This is a genomic window from Shewanella polaris, from assembly GCF_006385555.1.
GTDB classification, from domain to species: Bacteria; Pseudomonadota; Gammaproteobacteria; order Enterobacterales; family Shewanellaceae; genus Shewanella; species Shewanella polaris.
Window position 1 is genome coordinate 2919667 of sequence record NZ_CP041036.1, and the last position, 20210, is coordinate 2939876.

At 33.4% G+C, this 20210-nt stretch carries 18 protein-coding genes; 1 reads left to right on the top strand and 17 read right to left on the bottom strand.

The window, feature by feature from the left end; all coding sequences use genetic code 11:
• Window positions 1-28: 28 nt before the first annotated feature.
• The 17 genes from FH971_RS12720 to FH971_RS12800 all read right to left on the bottom strand — a co-directional run bounded on the left by FH971_RS12720 (window position 29) and on the right by FH971_RS12800 (window position 18606).
• Window positions 29-1402, bottom strand: a complete 1374-nt coding sequence (locus FH971_RS12720) for an O-antigen ligase family protein (RefSeq protein ID WP_140234537.1) — start codon at window positions 1400-1402, stop codon at window positions 29-31.
• On the bottom strand, window positions 1402-2100 hold the full coding sequence (locus tag FH971_RS12725; RefSeq protein ID WP_140234538.1) for a hypothetical protein: 699 nt from the start codon (window positions 2098-2100) through the stop codon (window positions 1402-1404). The genes FH971_RS12720 and FH971_RS12725 overlap by 1 nt, the downstream gene beginning before the upstream one ends.
• Window positions 2100-2837 (bottom strand): tyrosine-protein phosphatase, encoded by a 738-nt coding sequence (locus FH971_RS12730; RefSeq protein ID WP_140234539.1) that lies wholly within the window; start codon window positions 2835-2837, stop codon window positions 2100-2102. Before FH971_RS12730 ends, FH971_RS12725 begins: the two co-directional genes overlap by 1 nt.
• Window positions 2834-5092, bottom strand: coding sequence for a GumC family protein (locus FH971_RS12735; protein ID WP_140234540.1), 2259 nt, complete (start codon window positions 5090-5092; stop codon window positions 2834-2836). The genes FH971_RS12730 and FH971_RS12735 overlap by 4 nt, the downstream gene beginning before the upstream one ends.
• Window positions 5092-5628: a polysaccharide biosynthesis/export family protein gene (locus tag FH971_RS12740; protein ID WP_140234541.1), complete on the bottom strand. Its 537-nt coding sequence runs from the start codon at window positions 5626-5628 to the stop codon at window positions 5092-5094. Before FH971_RS12740 ends, FH971_RS12735 begins: the two co-directional genes overlap by 1 nt.
• 7 nt (window positions 5629-5635) lie before the next feature.
• Window positions 5636-6841 carry an outer membrane beta-barrel protein gene (locus FH971_RS12745; protein WP_140234542.1) on the bottom strand — a complete coding sequence of 402 codons (1206 nt, stop codon included), beginning with the start codon at window positions 6839-6841 and terminating at the stop codon, window positions 5636-5638.
• 226 nt (window positions 6842-7067) lie between these two features.
• Window positions 7068-8468 carry an undecaprenyl-phosphate glucose phosphotransferase gene (locus FH971_RS12750; protein WP_140234543.1) on the bottom strand — a complete coding sequence of 467 codons (1401 nt, stop codon included), beginning with the start codon at window positions 8466-8468 and terminating at the stop codon, window positions 7068-7070.
• Window positions 8461-9411: a glycosyltransferase family 2 protein gene (locus FH971_RS12755; protein ID WP_206194422.1), complete on the bottom strand. Its 951-nt coding sequence runs from the start codon at window positions 9409-9411 to the stop codon at window positions 8461-8463. Before FH971_RS12755 ends, FH971_RS12750 begins: the two co-directional genes overlap by 8 nt.
• A complete protein-coding gene (locus FH971_RS12760) occupies window positions 9408-10280 on the bottom strand; it encodes a glycosyltransferase family 2 protein (RefSeq protein ID WP_167496018.1) in 873 nt (290 codons plus the stop codon). The genes FH971_RS12755 and FH971_RS12760 overlap by 4 nt, the downstream gene beginning before the upstream one ends.
• A gap of 38 nt (window positions 10281-10318) precedes the next feature.
• Window positions 10319-11305 carry a glycosyltransferase family A protein gene (locus tag FH971_RS12765; RefSeq protein ID WP_140234545.1) on the bottom strand — a complete coding sequence of 329 codons (987 nt, stop codon included), beginning with the start codon at window positions 11303-11305 and terminating at the stop codon, window positions 10319-10321.
• On the bottom strand, window positions 11302-12204 hold the full coding sequence (locus FH971_RS12770; protein ID WP_140234546.1) for a polysaccharide pyruvyl transferase family protein: 903 nt from the start codon (window positions 12202-12204) through the stop codon (window positions 11302-11304). The genes FH971_RS12765 and FH971_RS12770 overlap by 4 nt, the downstream gene beginning before the upstream one ends.
• A 10-nt stretch (window positions 12205-12214) precedes the next feature.
• Window positions 12215-13651 (bottom strand): oligosaccharide flippase family protein, encoded by a 1437-nt coding sequence (locus FH971_RS12775; RefSeq protein ID WP_140234547.1) that lies wholly within the window; start codon window positions 13649-13651, stop codon window positions 12215-12217.
• Window positions 13641-14573: a glycosyltransferase family 2 protein gene (locus FH971_RS12780; RefSeq protein ID WP_140234548.1), complete on the bottom strand. Its 933-nt coding sequence runs from the start codon at window positions 14571-14573 to the stop codon at window positions 13641-13643. Before FH971_RS12780 ends, FH971_RS12775 begins: the two co-directional genes overlap by 11 nt.
• Window positions 14573-15457, bottom strand: coding sequence for a glycosyltransferase family 2 protein (locus tag FH971_RS12785; RefSeq protein WP_140234549.1), 885 nt, complete (start codon window positions 15455-15457; stop codon window positions 14573-14575). The genes FH971_RS12780 and FH971_RS12785 overlap by 1 nt, the downstream gene beginning before the upstream one ends.
• Window positions 15458-15465: 8 nt before the next feature.
• Entirely contained in the window at window positions 15466-16434 is a 969-nt protein-coding gene (locus FH971_RS12790) for a glycosyltransferase family 2 protein (protein WP_140234550.1), read from the bottom strand.
• Window positions 16434-17405 carry an NAD-dependent epimerase/dehydratase family protein gene (locus FH971_RS12795; RefSeq protein WP_140234551.1) on the bottom strand — a complete coding sequence of 324 codons (972 nt, stop codon included), beginning with the start codon at window positions 17403-17405 and terminating at the stop codon, window positions 16434-16436. The genes FH971_RS12790 and FH971_RS12795 overlap by 1 nt, the downstream gene beginning before the upstream one ends.
• The gene (locus FH971_RS12800) at window positions 17395-18606 is read right to left on the bottom strand and encodes an O-antigen ligase family protein (RefSeq protein WP_167496019.1); all 1212 of its coding nucleotides are present in this window, start codon (window positions 18604-18606) and stop codon (window positions 17395-17397) included. Before FH971_RS12800 ends, FH971_RS12795 begins: the two co-directional genes overlap by 11 nt.
• A 94-nt stretch (window positions 18607-18700) precedes the next feature.
• Here FH971_RS12800 and FH971_RS12805 point away from each other — a divergent pair, with 94 nt between their 5' ends.
• Window positions 18701-19711 carry an acyltransferase family protein gene (locus tag FH971_RS12805; RefSeq protein ID WP_140234553.1) on the top strand — a complete coding sequence of 337 codons (1011 nt, stop codon included), beginning with the start codon at window positions 18701-18703 and terminating at the stop codon, window positions 19709-19711.
• Window positions 19712-20210 lie beyond the last annotated feature (499 nt).

The window sequence follows — 20210 nt, forward strand, 5'->3', positions numbered from 1 at the left end:
CTAAAACTAAAGTGACAAAATTAAAAAACTAAAATGGATTAAGCGCAGACTTCGTTTGCGCAGTGTCAGCAGGTAAATAACGTACTAACCAACATAAGGTTAAAATGGTTAAAAATAATAAAGTATTAGAGGGGGACTGCAGATGAAAGTCGACAGAAACATGCAACAACATGTGCACTATTGCCATTGCACAACCAAATGCGACGCCCTTGTAAAGTTTATTGTGACGTAAATACATAGTTCGACAAGCTAACCAAAATGAATAAAGTACCCATAAACCTAATATCAATGTCATTACCAGACCATACTCAAGGACAAACTGTATATATTCGTTATGAGCATGGTCGTAAAAACCAGAATAAAACTGTGGTTGGTATTGCGGGAATACAGTATAAAAACTTCCACCACCAGTACCAGTAAACAGATGTTCTTGAATAATAGGAAGGCTATCAATAACTACTTCATCTCGAGTTTCTGAGGCAAAAGAGGTGTCATTGAGGCGCTGCTTAACTTTCTCAACGCCAAAAATAGAACCCACAATCAATAAATCCAGAATAAAAATACTCACAACTAAAGGCTTAAACAAGGTTGCAGGACGACGATAAATAAACATCGACAACAGCGATACGGCGCCCAGAGAGGTAAAAAAACCGGCATTTCCCATACGCGACCGACTTAAGATTAAGCCAATAATCATGATCACTATTGCTAAACGTAAAATGAGTTTTCGACTGAATAATGTCGATAACAAATCAATTAACATCCCACGTAAATCGAACTCTTTTTTGGTTGTTTTTAATTCTGATAATAGCCAGCCAAAGGCAATAGAAAGACATAATGCTAGATAATTAGCAAAATGATTTTGATACACAAACGATCCACGGGCCCTATCACCATCGTGATAACCAAAAATAGGTGATACTTCAAGCTGCAACAAATTGAGTAAAGTGCCATAAAAAGCCTGTAAACAACCAGAAATAATGATGGCAATCAACAACCAACGTAATGCTTTAGCTTGCTGACAATATTGACTCACTAATAAAATAAACAGGGCATAACAAAAGGTCTTAAGTAATTGCTGTGCCGTCTGATATGGGTCAACAGTATCAATTAGCGGTATCCAATTAAATAATTGCATACACAAGTAGGCCTGCATTAATACTATGGGTAACAACAGCTTTTTTTGCCACTCGTGACGAAGTAATAACGCATCATGTTTAAAACAATATGCAACATGCGCAACAGCTAATGTAATAATAACAAATTCTAAAATCGCCAATGCCCAAATTCGATTACTACCTAATGGAATAGGCATCCAAATAATAACTGCACATAACGCTAACAACATAAAACGATTAAATAACCCAAAAGGCATCGTCGGATGGGAAATTCTATTATCCATTAGCGGCACATATCCAGTTTAATCCATTTATTAACGTCACCACTAACGGGCGTTGCATAAGCAAAATAAGTACAGATCACAGGGGTTAATTTATACTTCAAAGCCAGCGTTTTAAGATCGATAAACATTTCCCAATTAGCACTAGCTGCAATATAAGCGCTACTAAATACTTTTTGCTTTTGGGCCATGGTTAAACTAGGCCAATAAGCAAAACCAATTGCTAAAGTTTGATGTAACACTTCTGGAGCATATGGACCATAATGCAAGGCTTGCTCTAAATACGGCCAAGCTTGCACAATATCTTTCTGGATAAAAGCTAAATTGTACGCATAATCGCTGTAAGCATTTGGCCAGCTAGGTCGCAGAGTAATTGCATCCAAATACAGTTGATTAAACACTATAATATTCGGTTCTGCTTGTTGCGAAAACACCCCCCACTCCATTACTTTGGCTAGCGTTAACAAATAATGAGGGTTTTTGTCGTCAACACTAAAAGCATAATCAGCAGCCAATAATGCATTAGCATATTGTAACGATGTAGGTTTTGTACCTTGTTGCCATTGGTCAATATAAAAACGCGACTTAAAATGATATGCATTGGCTAAGCCCTTTTGCATCAACATGGGCAGTAAGCTTAACAATGCAAATATCATTAATGCGTAAACCATCATGCGAGGAGACAACTTTACCCATGTCATTAATCACCGCACTCCGCAAATAGTGCATTAGAAATATTATCTGGCACCAACGTCGTTAACGCATATGCATATTCTTGGCTAGTCAACTCTGTCACTATATTACTGGCTTGCATCAACTTTGGAGGACGGCGGTTTAATGAATGACAATCAGAAGCCATAATGGAATAAAGCTTTTGTTTAATAAAAAATTCACTCAATTTTTGTGGGCCTGGCCCCATGTCGCCAATTAATGACGCTGCGGTTAACTGAAATAAACAACCAGATCGAACAAAAGGGTTTATCCGTTCAGGGTGAGATTGTAATTCTCGGTTACGTTCAGGATGAGCAATCATAGGTAATACATTCCTTTCCAATAACCAACTAATCAACTTGTCTGTACCAGGAGGGATGTGACTACTAGGCAGCTCTAACAGCAACACATCTTTTTGCTGATAACGGCCTAGAAAAGGCAATTGTTGTTGTTCAATAAACAGCATGATTTCTGGCGTAATTCTTACCTCTGCGGCAGTGCGTATTTGCACATCTAAACTGGTTAATGCCAACGCCTCACATAACACGTCATAAGCCTTATTAATTGACTGCAAATTGTTGTTAAAAATGCCCAAATGAATATGAGGTGTGGCGACCATACGTGATACCCCTTGCTCAACAGCGAGCGCCACTAGACCAATGGCTTCATCAATAGATTTTGCCCCATCATCAAGATTGGGTAAGATATGGCAATGTAAATCAATCATGCCTTATTCTTCGCCTTAATCTTTTTGGTGGCAGAGTCTTTAATTGTAGAATCTGCGCCATAAGCTTGGTAGTAACCATAATCTCCTTGATATTGCAGTGCATCTTTAACATTGAATTGGTTTAACACTACGCCAAACACTTTAGCTCGAGCCTGATTTAACTTAGCTAATGTCAACTTAATCGCTTCGCTACGAGTATGTCCTGCTTTCACCACTAGCACTGTGGCATCGCATAATGAAGCTATAATTAATGCATCACTTACAGCATGTACAGGTGGTGTATCAATAATAATTTTACTGTATTGGGTTTTAAGCATTGTGAGTAATTCATCAAACTGACTAGAAGACAATAATTCTTGCGGATTTAACGGTACGGCACCTGCGGGCATAACATCCACATTAGGTCTTACTTCTTTTACAATACAATTATCCACACTGTCTGTACCCGATAATATATTAGCAAGACCGGTCTGGTACGTTGGTAAACCAAAGCGCATCCCTAAGCTAGACTTACGTAAATCAGCATCAATAATTAATACTTTTTCCATAGTGGCATAGGCAAATGCTATATTCATTGATGTCGAGGTTTTCCCTTCATTAGGAGTGGATGATGTCACCTCAATGGTCGATAACTTATTACCCATGGCCATCAATGACAAAGAAGTCCTAATGGTACGAATAGCCTCCGCATGCAGAGGTAAACTCGTATCATAAAAAGCAAAATTAATGTCTTCATAACTGGTGCCTTTTTTGGCTTTAGGCACGTAACCTAACGACCTTTGTGACAATATTTTTTCAACATCATCACTAGTCTTAATCGTGTCATTTAACGAATCCAAAGCTAAAACTAATACAATAGCAAAACCTAAACTTGCCATAAATGCTAAAATAACAATCATTTTTTTCTTTGGTTTTTCAGGTGATAACGGTTCAACGGCACGGTCAGTAAATCGTGCAACTGGTGAATCAAAATCCCCTGTGACTGCGGTTTCTTTTTGACGAGCTAAAAAGCTGTCAAATAACTGCCTGTTGGTGTCAACTTCACGCAATAAACGCTGATAGTCGATATCCTTGGTACTCAAGTTTTGATACGCAGTTTTAGCTGAATTGAATTGCGATTCTAGGGCTTTTAAATTTTGCGCTGCAGTTTGCGCTTCATCTTCAATCCCTTGGACTAACCGGCTTATCTGCTTATGTAAATTTTGCTGTACGGTATTAAGCTCAGCTTGCGCAGCAATCATTTTAGGGTGCTTTTGACCATAAACTTGTTGTAATTCAGACACTTTTCGTTCAACTAACACCACTTCGCGTTTTACATTCTGTATTGACTGATGTGACGTCACTTCAGGTAAGCTTTCTAGACGACTAATGTCAGTGTCGCCATAACGTTTGACCACTGCCATAAAGCTGTCGGCTTCGGCTTTACGCGATCTTGCCACAGTAATCTCATCACTTAAACGCTCTAACTCTTTGGCATCTAATGCCGTAACCCCTTCTACGTCTATCAAACCATTTTCAAGCTTAAATTGTTCTAATCTATATTCAGACTGGTCCAAATTTAAGCGTAAGCCTTCTAAACGCCCCCCTAACCAAACATTAGCCTTCTGGGTCATTCCAAGCTTAGCTTCTAACTGACTTATAATGTAGGTATCACCCACAGCATTAGCGACTTGAGCTGCAAGCTTTGGGTCTGTACTTTCGTAACTAATATACGCCAGCTGCGTTTTACGCACAGGGGAAATACTGATACTTCGAGCGAAACTGTTTATTAATTGATGTTTGGCAATGTCTCGATTTACTATGCTATCACCCGTGGCCACTTCTTTAGGAATAAAGTTTAGCTGAGATTTAAGCTTAGAAAACCAACTTGGTGGCCGGTTAAAAGCCGGGTGATTAATTAAATCAAGATCATTAAATACCCGTTCAGCAATACTACGAGATTTAATGATTTCAAACTGAGTTAAGTAGTATTCTTGTTGACCAGAATTAATCCCATAGACTTCATCAATTTTAATAGCCTTAGCCTGCTCCGACTCAATCAATAATGTCGATGAAGCCCTATAAGTTGGCGTAATACTTAACACCACAAATATGGTTAACGCGGTAACTAACAATGTGAAAGCTAAAATTCTCCACTTAAAACGTAATATTGGTAAAAGCAGTTTTTTAACATTAATAAGCTGGTCCATTTGCATTGTTGCTGGGCTAATAACATTGTCTGAGGAAGCTCTTTGTCGTCTTTCTTGGAAGATCATTAAAAAAATCTCTGTTCAATAGTGATGGTATCGCCGGCTTGAATGGCACTATTAATGGTGCCCTGTTCAGACTCTACTTTGCTACCCTCACGAGAAATTGAAATTTTTTCTTGTGAGGCCCGTTCGGTTAATCCACCAGCTAAGGCAATAGCTTGGTTTACAGTCATTCCAGGCTGGTATGGATAACCACCAGGTTTTTTAACTTCACCATGAATATAAAATGGCCGATATTCAACCATACCTACAAACACACTAGGCTCAATAAAATAATCGCCTTTTAAACCATCATAAACCAACTTTTCTACCTGTTTAATAGTTAAACCATTCAATTCTAGTGCCCCCAAAAAAGGGTAGTTTATGGTGCCGCTATTGGTAATTTTAGTTTCGAGTGTTAATGCGTCTTCACCATACACTTTAATGATAATAGTATCGCCAGCCCCTAATTGGTAACTTTGAGTTTGAGCGCTGGCAAGCGTAGGCTGTATAAGCAGCAATAAAAACATAACAGAAAAAAATAAATGAGATAAATGCTTCATGGGATCCCTATAAGGTCATTTCGACATTGATGAAATACACGTTACGGTCAAACACATACTGTTCATCATTAGAATCAACTTCAGAAATATTGACTCCAGCCTCTAAAGTTAACCAACGACTAACGTTATAATTAACAGAAAATAGGTAAAGCTTACTTTTATCTTCACGATCTACGCCAGTGTAAATGTCATCAAAATGACTGTAACCAATGGCTGAAGAGAATAAATCACTCCACTCGTGGTTCCACTTAACGCCATAACTAGTTTCCTTTACATAATCTCCGAAACCATTAGGATCTCGGCTAGTACGGCCCGTGGTAAAATCAAACACCGAATATGTAAGAGGTTTCCAAGAAACCTTAGCCTCCCATGACAAACCGCTAAAGTCTTCACGTTCTTTATTATCAAAACTTTTTCGCTGGTAACCGACTTTTATACTTCCTTCTGAAGCAGCCGTAGCCTCCCACTCGACCCCTAACCTTGCTGTATTAGTTTTACTGTCACGGTCACCAGTTGGATCCATCGAATCATAGGCGGTATCAACACTTTGAAAATCAGCAAAAATACTGGTTACAGACCGAGTATCGTAATAAAATGTAGCGCCTAAAGTCGTATCATCAAAATTACGATATTGAGTTATAGTTTCATAATTACTGTACTCTTTACTATAAAGTTCAGCATTAACTCGAACCCTCGCTGGCGTTGTTTTTGCACCGTATTCATAAAACCCTCCGGCGCTAAACACATCATAGGTATTAGGTTCCTCTTGAATATAGCCGCTATTCCCCTCAAAAACACCAGTACCACGATCTTCGTGACCAGCAACGTACATAGCCTCAAAATTAAAACGGTTAGACTGGTTTAACTCAACTTCAGAACTAGCCCGAAGTAAAGCATCTAGATAGTTATCATCACTACTACTAAAATAATCACCGTATTCAAACCCAAGCTCTAACGTATGAATATTGTTACCATCCAATAGCTGAGCTTGTACTGCTGGGGTAACAGTTAAAATCCAACTGTCTTGAGTATCCACTGAAGCACTGCTGATATTATCATCATATTTAATACCACTATTTAAACCTGGTATAAAATCAATACCCGATTCAGTTTGAATCATGCCAGCTTTTTCATCGGCTGCAAATACAGGGTTAATAAGTACTAATGAGGTAATAACAGTAGCAATGTGACTCAATTTAAACGGTATGTTCATGACTAATATCCTTATAAAAAATGTATGAGGGGAAAACAACACTTACGCTATAGTGCCCAAGAGCAAAATTTAAAACTTGAATTAGCTGTGTTTGACTTTATAAGCCTTAGGTTTGGCCTACAAAACATTAACAGAATGTCAAAAGGGCAAACATCATCCGAAAGACTAATAAATAATCGTCAGAAAAGGGATAAAAAGGTTAATGAATAAATAACCTACGGAATATTTAATAAACATTTTTACCGACAAAGCCTTTAAAAAAAGTCAAAAATACAATCTTTATATCCCACCACAATGACCAATTACGAATATAATCAAGATCATATTCGACCCGCTTCTCCATTTTATTAAGGGTATCCGTTTCACCGCGCCAACCATTAACCTGAGCCCAGCCGGTAATACCCGGTAGAACTTTATGTCGGAGCATGTAATAACTTACTAACTTACGATATTCTTCATTATGAGAGACAGCATGAGGACGTGGACCTACTACTGACATATCTCCCATGAGGACATTAAAAAATTGAGGTAATTCATCTAATGATGTTTTTCGTATAAATGCACCTACATTAGTAATACGGGCATCGCCTTTTTTAGCCTGAATAACCTTATCTGTATTTTCAGTTACCGTCATTGAACGAAATTTCCATACTTTAATTTTCCGGCCATCTAAGCCATAACGATCTTGCTTAAAAATAATTGCCCCGGGTGATGATATATAAACAGCTATAGCGACAGTAATGAGTACAGGTGATATAGCCACTATGGCACATAAACTAAAAATGATATCAAAACTACGTTTGTAAAAACGCTTCATTCCAGCAACTGGAGACTCAAAAACACTTAACGTATCGACTTCACCAACACTGCCAATGCGAGCATGCATTAAGTTTTTCAACAAAAAGTCGGGGGTAATTAACACATCAACAGTGCTGTCTCCGAGAGTCAGAATAATATCGGCTATACGTTTTTCAGCCAACATAGGCAAACAAACATATAATTTGTGTATATTACCCGCACGAGCCAACTGGACAGCATCGTCTATAGAACCTTTTAATAATGACGCATCAAGGTTTTCAATACGCTTCGGTTCTCTATCATCAAAAAAACCAACGCATTCAAAGCCTAATTCGTCATGTTTGAATATTTCATCATATAAGAGCTTGCCAGTTTGTGTTAATCCAACAATTGCAATTTTTTGAACATTATAACCTTTTATTCTGCGAATACGTTTTATCTCTCTAACACAAAAACGCCAACTGACTAATAACACAACAGAGAGAAAATACCAGCCACCCATAGCGATTCGCGAATAAGTATCACTGTATTTAAACAAAAATAAAACTAAAGTCATTAATAAAAATGCAAAGGTTACATTAAGCAATATTATTCTACACATTGTAGAGAAGCGGCCTAAGCGCCAAGAACGATATAACCCTAATGATTCACCAACATAACTAAAAAAGAATAAGACACCAATTAGAACTAACAAATAGTCCTTATCGAAACCAATATTATAGCCACGCATCATAATTAATAATGAAAATGCGATAATAGCAATGTCGAAAATTCGTAATAAAAAATTCGATCGTACGCCAGTGAATTGAAACTTTGATGGTCTATCCATTAGAGCCTCTTAAGATAATATTTAATCTTTTTAAAATTGATTGATGTAACAAAAATGAACTTGAAGGAAATAAAATTGAATAAATAAAAGCTTTTATTAACTTACGTTGTTTTAACAGGTTAACTATCTCGAGGTATTTATATGATCGTAGAAGATTTTTAGTACGGGTAACTTGCGCGATTTCAGTAGTTTTATCAAAACAAAAACAATTAACTAGTTTAGTATCTGCATCAATCAATGTACTTATATGATGTAAGTTTAAAACACTTGATATTGAATCGCCACGAACATTATAAATGTAGCCAGAATATTTAACGACCTCTGCATTAGCAGAATTAGCTAAACAGTTGGCGAGGAAATAATAATCTTCTCCAACTCTAACTTCGGGCCAATACTTAACCCCTTTATTTTTAATAAAACTACGTTTAAAAACGGGCTTTAAGTAACCAGTTGATTTTACCTTTGAAAAAATGAGGTTGGTATTAATCAAGAACGAAAGAGAAAACTCACCCAAAGGAAGATCTGATTTACTATAATAAGGTATTAAATCTGAGTCAGAATTTAGTTTCTGATAAAAATTATCAAGAATAATATCAGTTTTATCATTTTTTAAAGAAAGCAAAGTCGATAATCGATCAGGTAACATATCATCATCAGAATCAAGTACGGCTATCCACAGACCTCTTGCCGCATCAAAACCCGCATTTCTTGCTCCACCTGGCCCAGTATTCTTTATGTTTTTAATTAACCGAAGACGAGGGTCATTAATATTTTGTACAACAGAAATGGTATCATCAGTCGAGCAATCGTCAATGACGATAACCTCAACACTTACACCGACTTGATTTAAAGCAGAAAAAATTGCAGTTTCAATAAAATCAGCAGAATTCCAAGCAGCTATTACAATAGAAACATCTATATCATTTTCAATCACGGTATTCATATATATTTTTTAAACCGTCCTTTTGACCAAAGACCATAAAAGAAGCCAAGCCCATGAAAAAAATCACAAATTGAATCTAGAAATGATTTTTTAGGATTAATAATATTAACTGGAAGCCAGATAAAAGATTTTAAAATATACGCATTACCTTTAAATAAGCATGTTAAAAAGGTATAAATTTTTGACTTAGTCGAAGATTCAATTGCATAGCCTGTTGCACCATGCCTAAAGCTTCTATCCATTACCCAAGTTACTGTCATTCTCGAATCAACTACATTTTCATAAACTAATGCATTCGCATCCCAATAAAGAGTAGCTCCTTGCTTTGTAGCCCGAAGAAAAAGGTTTTTATCTTCTCCCCCTTCTGTTAGTTGCTCATTAAAAAATAGATTATTATTATTAAAAAATTTCACATCCATAAGCACATTATTAGTGGCTGCCCATGAAATAGTTTTGTTGTGAGCAAACTTTCGTTCAGAGAAAATTGAAGCAAATTTAAACGAATTGTTGGCCGTCTGAGGAAAAATGGGGATCTGTGGGCCAGTAACAGCATTAGCATTATAAGATTTTTGCGTTGACATAAGATGATTTAACCAGAATTTTTCTGGATAAGCATCATCATCTATAAAAGCTAAAAAAGAAAAATTATTATCAACTGCATATTTAAGAGCTGCATTTCTAGCAAATGGGATACCTAAACGACTCTCTAAACAATGATTTATAATAAAATCATTAGATCTATATTTACCAATTAGGTTTTGTATTTCTGTTGAAGCTGTAATAGAATTTTCTAGAATAAGCAACTCGAAAGTAAAATTATTCACTTCAAGAGATTTAACTTTTGAAATGCACTCTTCTAGGCTATTCATTCTAGACCCAACCGAAAGGCAAGTAACTAGAACATTTCTCATTTCAATGGTCTCATAATTATGAAATAGAAAAAATTATAAATAATTTTAAAAAAAGTTGATACCTTAGGAAGGTCACTATTAAACAATAATTTAAAACCAATGAAGTCGAATCTTAGCGCAAATTTAACTGTTAGATACGAGTAAAAAGAAAACTTTTCATCCATTTTATATTTTACAAATTTTTTAACTGCATTATCAAGAATAAATTCTTTACTCATTTTAAGAAATAAGCTGAACTGATCAAAGTTATTTTTAATTGATAATGACGTTCCCCAGTCATTGCTAGACGTAAATATATTGACACCTTCTCCATAATCAACTCCAGACTTTAAATCCATAGTGACTATGTTACATTGAGAAATTAAATGAAGCCACATTAAATGATCTTCACCTGCAACAGTCAATGTTTCATCAAAACGTAAACCATTAAGTATTTTACGAGAGAAAACGATTGTTGAAGTTTGACAAAAATAAGTTTCAATTAAATTAACAAAGAAAATTTTTGCCTTAATTTCAATAACTAAAGATTGCTCAACTTTATATTTATTGACATAATCATTTATATAAGGATTTTCTACAAAGTAGCTATTTTCATTATCAAACCGCTGATGATCACAGAAATAGAAATCACTTTCTTTATTTAGATAAAACATCGCCCGACTAATATGGTCGTCATGCCAAATATCATCAGAATCCAGAAAAGCAATATAATCAACGTTCAAAGAATCAGCCAAATCAAGTCCAACGTTTCTAGCTTTGGCTGGGCCTGAATTTTCTTGATTAATAATTTCAATTTCTATATTTTGTATTTTTTCTATATTTATTAACTCTTTCTCAGCATTAATTGGAGACTCATCATCAATAATAATAATAGTAATTCTTATGTTATCAATGTCAGACTGTGAAAGAATCGAATTTATTGAATTACGCAATAATCCGGATTTCTTTTGATAAAATGGAATAATTACAGCTAAATGCTTCATCCGATACCCCTAACGATTTTGCATTTTGAACTTAATGCTTCCAAAGCGTTAACAGAATTTCTTTCAAAAACACTGTCAGAACTCAAAAAAGCATCGTCAATTATAAAATTCGATAATGTTTTAGCTGCATTATTAACGAAAATGGAATTGATCATTTTTAATTTATTTTGAACATAATTGCTACGTTTTCCGGTTGCTTGTAAACCCGAAAATGAAGACCAGAAATCTAGTATAGAAGAGTTTGGACAGTCATTGAAGGATAATGATAAATCCATCGACTCAGCCCAATCGAACCATTTATTGCGATGAATAGCTACTTTGGGTTGAATAGGAATCCAAGGAACTCGTAATGTATCGGCAAGTATTACGCCATGCATCGCTTCTGAAATAATAAAATCACAACTCTTAATCATAGAAAGTGTGTTTGTTACATTTGGTTCTGTAGGATCTAAGTAAACTAGGCCAGCAACTTCACAAACTTCTTTCCAGCATGCTCGAGGAATACTCTGATAGTGAGGCATAAAACCAATTCGACTAACTCTATTTGGTGACTGTATATGTGATGGAAATTTGAGATATTTAACTAAAATAGCAGCATCAGTTATCACTTTAGATTTATCAATATTGAGTAGTTGAGCTGTTCTTGGACCTCTAACAAACGTAATATCCCAACTACCATCATGAACATTAGGAATTGGTGTATAACCACCATATCCGGAACCCATCACTATTTTTGTTGCATCTTTAGGATAATGATCCCAAAGAATTGAACCAACACCTAAGAATAAAGTGCTTTCGTCCTCATCAAAAAACCCAGGTTCAATTAAATTACTCCATAAATATTTGTTTAACTCATCACCAAAGTTTGGAGGGTTTGATTCAAAAAAAGTCAATTTCAAAAAATTATCCTTATTTAATTATTGTTAAAAAAGTAAAGTTCCCAATCGATGGAATTATTTTAAATCGACGAGAAAAAAACTCTAAAAAACCGATATAAAAAGCTATCAGCGATAAAGAGTAGATAACTATATAAATGTAAATATTATGAATAAAACCAGTAAACAAAAATTCACAAAGAAAGTTAGCCAAGATTAATGACAACGTAGAGTTAAATAAAACTTTAAAGTATGAACTAGTAGAAAAACAAATAAACCGCCTAACTAATATCAACGATGACATATAATTAACAAATTTAAAAAACACTAAAGAATACAAGAAATATTCCATGTTGTATGATGCTAAAGTCATATATATTGGAATAGAGATAGTAGCAACACATACTTGAATTTTCGATAAATGACGAGCGCCACCAAGTAATATAATAAAATTCCTCTGTGGTACACCTAAGGACACAATCAATGCGATTATACAAAAGAAATTGAATATTTTAATTGACTCTACCCATTTATTGGTAAATAAAATATTGAACATTGGTTCGCTAAAATAATAAGCCAAAAAAATCAATGGCAACATCAACCACCAAGTAACAGCCGTTAGCTTTATAAATTCGTTACTTTTATCAACTTTAACATCATTAATATTTTTAGAGATCTTACTTAAAGAAACTTCATTTATCGTACTAATAAAAATATCTACTATTATGTCATATAGACGTTTTGATAAATTAAAAAAACCTAACTCTTTAACACCTAAAAAACTCCCTACAATAAATGATTCAGCTTGAATGAATAAATTTGTAAATCCATTCACAAATGTAACAGGCATTGAAAACTGATACATATCCTTAATAATTTCAAAACTAAAATATAATAAAGTTTGATCTCTAAATTTAATGTATAAAAAAATAAAACCAAATAATGAAATAATGATTTGACTACATACCAAAGCCCATACACCAAAATCTAACTGCAACATAACATATACCGTTATAGCTGAAGACAAAGTACAAATAACTGTTCTTATAGCTAGTTGGAAATAATATTCATATTTCACACAAAGGGTATTATATACATTTACAAAGCAATCAAATAAGACTTTTACAAAAAGTAACATGACCATATTGTTAATAGTTTCAGTATAAAAATCAAATTCAAAAAAATAAAAAAACAATAATAATAAAGAAACTAGAACAATTGACATAAGAACATGAAACCAAATAACAGTAGAGATCATTTCGCTTGTTATGTATTCACTCTTAAATAAATTATCTCGCCATCCTGTAGGTAAAAATGAAGAAACTAGAAAAATCAATGTTAATGCTAATGCCACCTCGCCAAAGGATTCAGGGTCCAGAATCCTAGCACTGTAAACAAATACAATAAAATTAAGAATTGGCGGAAAAAATTTACTTATAAATAATGCAAACATAGAGCTTTTATTTTTCATTTAAAAACCTAATCTTAAATTGCTCCAATAAATTGCTTGTAATAAAGAAAAACACATCTAACCGGCAAAACAAAACTGATATTGAACGCAGTATATTTCTATTTTTAATTGCTGTATAAAACTCGATCCATTTTATTTTTTTATTTATTGAGTAATACAATTTATAAAATAATGAGTGAACCTTAGTGTCATAATCAAAATCATTTATTAAGGATAAGTTACAATCTCTTAAATATGTTAAATCTTCAACTGAATGTGTTGCAGAAAGAGAATCATCCCTTACGACTGTAACGTACCCACATGCTTCGACAAGTATAAAGCGAGCGCCATGCAATAGTAACCTTGAATAAAACTCAAAGTCTTCTCCAAGCCTCATCTCTTCTTTATATTTTATTTGATACTTCTTAATAAAACTAAGTCTCAATAGTGGTTTCAAAAAACCAAGTTCTTTTCTATACTCATCTTTTTTAGTTATATTTGACTCAACAAAATAATATATATCAACAAGTAGTGGGATTTCAACATTTAACATTTTTGATAATGTTGCAGGGTTATTTTCAAAAGTTCTAAATTGATCGTCGCCAATTATTTCATAACCATTATCATATGTTAATAATGATTCAAATCGATTTTCAATCATAAAATCATCTGAATCTAACACAGTAACCCATTCTGTATCACAAATTTCAAGTGCTCTATTTCTTGAAAAAGAAGGTCCCATATTTTTATCATTAGTAAGAATTTCAACTTTAGCTTCTAAAAAGTATGTATTATTAATTATTTCAAGTGTTTTATCTGTTGAGAAATCATCAATAACAAATATTTTTTTGACGAATGATTGATTTAAAGCTGAATTAATACATTTTACGATTGAATCTTCACAATTATAGGCCGCAATTATAACTGAAATACTATTATCCATTAATAATTCTCAATATGGTTTAAGCCCAAAGATTTTAAATTAACCCCTAGATGAAAGGTTCCGCGCATTAACCAAAAGTGAAACTTATCATTATCAAAAAAATGTAATAAACAAAGAGCAAAGCAATACGTTAATTTTGATAACGATATTATAAAACATTTAAATTTACTTAAACCACGATTATCATCTAAATTTAACTGTCCAAAAGACTGACCCATTCGAAGCTTTCTTTTCAAAATCCATTTTTTGGTAAGTCTATTTTCTGGAACAGGCTCTTCAACAATCGCCATTGGTTCGAAAACTAATTTAGCGCCACTTTCATACATTTTATAAAAAAAATCTGTGTCTTCGCCACCAGTTCTTCCATAATCTAAATTAAAACGTAAACCATCAGTTTTGGATAAATTTATTAAGGTATTTCCCGTATACCCCGTCTGAATTTCATTATTAATGAACACTGGTTTATGCGAATGAAAATCATTGTTGAGTATCCATTTAGGTGTATGATCTTGATAAATTGCATTTACAGGACCAAAAACAACATCAGCATTTTCTGTTTCTAATTTTTTCAGCATCAATGAAAGCCAATTATTTGATGCTACTTGATCATCATCAATAGTTAAAAAAATTGGGCTCGTTGTATGATCTAAACAAGCATTTCTAGCAATAGAAATATTTCGTTTAGGTGCATGAATATATTTTAAAGTTAACTTTAATTCTAACGCTAAGCCTTCGATATATTCTCTTGCACAAGCCGTTTCATCATTATCAGCAACAACTATTGTAATTGTGACATCTTTAGGTATAACTTGTGCACTAATAGACTCTAAAGTTAACCTAATTTCAGGTCTTTTATAGGTACAGATGCCAATACATACTTCCATAACTAATCCTATCTATATAAAATTTTTGAAATTAATTTTCTGCAGAATCCAGCCGACCAACCAAAATGCATAAGTGCAGCAGTTGGTCCAGACAAAACAATAAATAATTTTTTATTCTGAATTGACAGTAAAACACCATAAGCTAAACACAGACCTAACCAACTTATAAATGGTAATGCAAAAATTATATTTATTGGAAATAATAAGCAAAGTAGTAATATTGGGAGAACAGACAGTGGTATAAGTTGTCGAATTTTTGGGATTTGTTTATGTTTAATAACATTAGAAGCACGACCAATTCCATAGCGGTAATATTGTTTAAATAGCCCTATAAAATCACTTCTAGGATAGTAAGTCATAAAGGTTGATGATGTTAGCCAAATTTTAAATCCTGCTTTAATTAATCTAAAATCTAATTCAGCATCTTCGTTTGCAACGAATAATTCATCATAACCACCAACATCAGTGAAAGCAGAAACACGCATTAAAGCATGATGACCATGTTCTACCCACTTCCCCTCATTGCTAATATTGCGATGTGCCGAACCGCCATTACCTAGTTTTGAGTTTTGCGTTATAGCAAACATATTCTGTATAGCTGTTTTACCGACGGTATCCATTGCTATTACCACAGAATCTGCATCCGTTACTTCAGCCGACTGAATTAACTCAGTTACAAAGTTATCAGGATAATCGGCATGTGCATCAATACGAATAAAATACTTACTATCAAACCCAAAAAGCTTAATAGCAAGGTTTATACCAGCACTTTGAATTTTCTTTTCGTTAAAAATCAACTTAATATTAGAATTTACAATGATACAATCTTTGACTATCCGCTGAGTACCATCTGAACTTCCACCATCCGCAACAATAATTAAACTATTCTTATTTTTGCAAAATTGATGTAACAATCGACCGATATGTTCTGCTTCATTTAAGCAAGGAATAATGATCAGAATTTTTTGTTTATCCATTACTTAAAAGTTCCTGATGAGTCCTTTTTCCACTCTGCTAATGCTCTAACAAGTCCATCATCAAATGTTTTACCATTATCCACTAGCCACTGAGGGTATATGTTGGTTGATTGCACCAATTTCATCACTCTATCTGGGTGAATTCCAATATTTAGTGCATTGAATAATTTGAATGCTTTAGCCGCTGCCAACACAATAAACTTGGGGACAAGAAATGTATTAACTTTTGGGAAGTGTTCTTTCGTGAATGTGTTAATAATATCCTCTAAGGTATAGCCATGATGGTAAGCACCATTAAAAGTAACTTCATCATTATGAGCCCCTCTGGCGAATTCGATGGCATTCAGCAAATCACCAACGTAAATACATGCTTTGATCGTATCTTTACGTCCAGGGTAAATAAACCAACCTTTAGACAATAATGTAGCTAATCGAGTGAAATTACCTCCTTCCCCATGACCAAAAACAACAGCAGGCCTGACAATTGTCAGTTTATAATTACTATCAAATTGTTGCCAATCACGATGGATTCTTTCAGCTATCTTTTTAGAATAACCATAAGAGGATGTAGGCTTTAAGGCCGTAGTTTCTACTTTTTGATCTTCACCAGGACCATATACAGAAATTGAACTCGTGAAAACAATTTCTTTTATATTGCATTTTTTAGCATATTTACATACTTCAATTGCACCAACTATATTAGTTTCATAGTATTCATGATGTTCATGTCCCGGCGTAGTGTGGATTGCAGCTAAATTATAAATAACATCAATATTTTCATACACCTCTAAAGATGCTAAATCTCTTACATCAGCTTGAATATATTCAACATTTTTTACAATATTTTTTGGCGGTTTTATATCAATAGATATTATTCTGTCTACAGTATTATCCAATGAGCAGATCAAATGGTTACCAATAAAACCTGAACCACCAAAAACAATTACTTTTTTACCAACATCATGCAACATTAACAATTCTCCTGCTTACAGAACTAAATGAAATCCAAGCCAAACAAATCAGAAACTGAGCTAATGTAAATTGTCTTAACAGAACAGCTTCAAGGAAAGATTGCGTAAAGAAAAAGAAGAACACAAATATTGACAAAACCAATAATGGATTTGTAAAGTCATAGTTTTTATAAAGTTTTTTTATAAGTAGAATAAGGCCTACTACATAGATAAAAAAACCAACAAAACCTAATTCAACCCATATATTAATAAACATATTATGAAAGTTAAATCCCGAACCTGACTCTACTTTCGCGTACTCCCAGATATCTTCAGCAACCATATTATTTATAACGAAAACACTTTGATACCCAGAACCTAATATAGGGTTTTCAGAAATCAAATCTAAACCTCTTTGCCATATATAAGTTCTTCCTGTTAATGTAGGATCCTTCCCGATATCATACATAAATTCGTCAAAAAAACTTTGAGTCAATGAATAAATCGCTATTCCAATAATTGAAATAAGTATTGCCACCATAAAAAAATTAACATTTAATCTCAAATAAAATGTAATATTTTTAGTTTGGTACCACATAAATAAATACATTAAAAATAGCGACATAGATACTGATAATGTGGTGCCAAATGATTTTGCTTTTAATAGAACCAATACAGCAAGGAATAACAAAATTCCGCCTAGAATACGTGATAATCTATTGGTTTTTTCACTATAAAAATACATAACAACACCAACACCAACCCCAATAGCCGTATGTATAGCCAAATAATTCTTACTTGAAAATATTCCAATTAAACTTATTTCACCAGTCATTCCATTTAATGCAACACGATTGGAAGCAAGACTTGCGCCCATTGCAATAATAAACGTAAAAACCAAACAGTTAAGTAGTAAGTTTTTATCTACTCGGCAGATCAACACTATTGAAAATACAGTTGTTAATAATAATTGAACTCCACCTCTAAATGCAATCATGGAAGTATCGGACCAAAAAGATGATACTATAGCAAGACATGGGATAATCAATAACGCCCTATATCTCAACAAGATTCGATAGCTCTCACTAATATTATTAATCAAAATAGAACCGCCACAAACAATAAACATCAACGCAGCTAAAGAACCAATAGTTGAATTAAATACTAATGAGAAAAAGAAAGAAAATACAACAAATATTAAGATAACATCTGTTCTTAACAACTTATAGTCATTCATAATTATTAATTTTTACTTGAATTATGTTAGTTAAAGAAATAGTATCAACGAAAATGTATAATGAATTTGTTATTAAATCATGAAAAACTCACTATCTAAGAAAATCTCAACTGCTCGCGTAATTTGCATTTTAAGTTTGATTTATGTACATTTTCCACCTCTATATGGCGAAATAACAGATGTAAATAATTTCAAAGATTATTTTATTATGCTAATAAGTAATCTTATTGGCAGGTCTAGTGTTCCATTGCTCAGTATTGTTAGTGGTTACCTTATCGTTACTTCCATTTCAAAATACAAATACACTAAATTATTAAGAAATAAAACATTGACGCTATTAGTACCTTTAGTGGCATGGAACTTCTTATCACTGACTAAAGACTCACTACTTGGCACATCCCCACTGGAAGATAAAAATGTTCTAAACTACTTACTTTCCATATACGATACGCCGGGTATTCTACCTTTATATTTTTTAAGAGACATATTTGTATGTGTAACACTATCATTTTTATTATTACGGTTAACATCTGGAATAAAATCAATTGTTACCTTTGTTTTATTAATAACCTTATCAATATCTAATTTAAACAATTACTTATTTATTAATGATAAAATTATTATTTTCTTTTTTCTTGGAATGGTCATAGCTAAAAACAAAAATATCTATGTTGAACAATTTGAAAGCCAGTTATTGTTCACTGTTAGTTTAATTTTATTAATAGTTTCAACAAACTTATTAATCTTTATCAAACCTGAAAACTTACCTGATGAGGTTCAAACTATAATATCTTTAACATCTAGAGTTTTTGGGGCAATAATCTTTTGGAATATAGCTTGTTTTTTAACGAAAAAATTCAATATAGGGAAATATAGTTCAGTCATATTTTTTACATTTTGCTCCCATACTCTAATAATCAGTTTTATATGGATTATAGCAAAGAAGCTTCACATTGAACCAATGACATACAGTTACGTAACACTCTTCATCATCAGTCCAATATTAGTATTTATTATCTCTCTTATGATTTATAAACCTTTTCTTCGCATATTTCCTAAAGCCCAAATTCTATTGACCGGTAAAAGATGACTGCAAATCTGCCCATGCAAACCGTGTGAGCAAAGGAACATCTAAAGTTGAACTCCAATAACAAAACTTTAAGGTACTGACTTAAATCAAAATCGGATCGGTTTCATTTAGTCTTTCAAATTATGTCGTTTAACTAAGCTCTAGCATTGAAAATTGACGGTAGCATACTCAACAAACACTAGAAAAAAGACACGCTACCGCCACTAGATTACAGCTTCCAGATTGCTATGATTCATTTCAAATTGTTAACATTTTATGAATTAAACGAAACAGTAGAAAATAATCCCTTTCGACCCTATAGGACAAATATAAAAATGAGAATACATCGATAAAATATGAAGCAAAATCATAGGGTTTACGGCTTCAATACTGTTATCACAGACTTCATTCCTTGTTTAAATTGTCCATTTCTACTTTCTGTTTTGCATTATTCATCTTTAATAATGTTATGAGTATATGATATACAGCAATTTAATGACAGTTTTTTGACACTCACCAT

Coding starts and splice junctions, on each gene's coding strand:
- FH971_RS12720 (WP_140234537.1), bottom strand. CDS start 1,402: ATGGATAATAGAATTTCCCATCCGACGATGCCTTTTGGGTTATTTAAT.
- FH971_RS12725 (WP_140234538.1), bottom strand. CDS start 2,100: ATGACATGGGTAAAGTTGTCTCCTCGCATGATGGTTTACGCATTAATG.
- FH971_RS12730 (WP_140234539.1), bottom strand. CDS start 2,837: ATGATTGATTTACATTGCCATATCTTACCCAATCTTGATGATGGGGCA.
- FH971_RS12735 (WP_140234540.1), bottom strand. CDS start 5,092: ATGATCTTCCAAGAAAGACGACAAAGAGCTTCCTCAGACAATGTTATT.
- FH971_RS12740 (WP_140234541.1), bottom strand. CDS start 5,628: ATGAAGCATTTATCTCATTTATTTTTTTCTGTTATGTTTTTATTGCTG.
- FH971_RS12745 (WP_140234542.1), bottom strand. CDS start 6,841: ATGAACATACCGTTTAAATTGAGTCACATTGCTACTGTTATTACCTCA.
- FH971_RS12750 (WP_140234543.1), bottom strand. CDS start 8,468: ATGGATAGACCATCAAAGTTTCAATTCACTGGCGTACGATCGAATTTT.
- FH971_RS12755 (WP_206194422.1), bottom strand. CDS start 9,411: ATGAATACCGTGATTGAAAATGATATAGATGTTTCTATTGTAATAGCT.
- FH971_RS12760 (WP_167496018.1), bottom strand. CDS start 10,280: ATGAATAGCCTAGAAGAGTGCATTTCAAAAGTTAAATCTCTTGAAGTG.
- FH971_RS12765 (WP_140234545.1), bottom strand. CDS start 11,305: ATGAAGCATTTAGCTGTAATTATTCCATTTTATCAAAAGAAATCCGGA.
- FH971_RS12775 (WP_140234547.1), bottom strand. CDS start 13,651: ATGAAAAATAAAAGCTCTATGTTTGCATTATTTATAAGTAAATTTTTT.
- FH971_RS12780 (WP_140234548.1), bottom strand. CDS start 14,573: ATGGATAATAGTATTTCAGTTATAATTGCGGCCTATAATTGTGAAGAT.
- FH971_RS12785 (WP_140234549.1), bottom strand. CDS start 15,457: ATGGAAGTATGTATTGGCATCTGTACCTATAAAAGACCTGAAATTAGG.
- FH971_RS12790 (WP_140234550.1), bottom strand. CDS start 16,434: ATGGATAAACAAAAAATTCTGATCATTATTCCTTGCTTAAATGAAGCA.
- FH971_RS12795 (WP_140234551.1), bottom strand. CDS start 17,405: ATGTTGCATGATGTTGGTAAAAAAGTAATTGTTTTTGGTGGTTCAGGT.
- FH971_RS12805 (WP_140234553.1), top strand. CDS start 18,701: ATGAAAAACTCACTATCTAAGAAAATCTCAACTGCTCGCGTAATTTGC.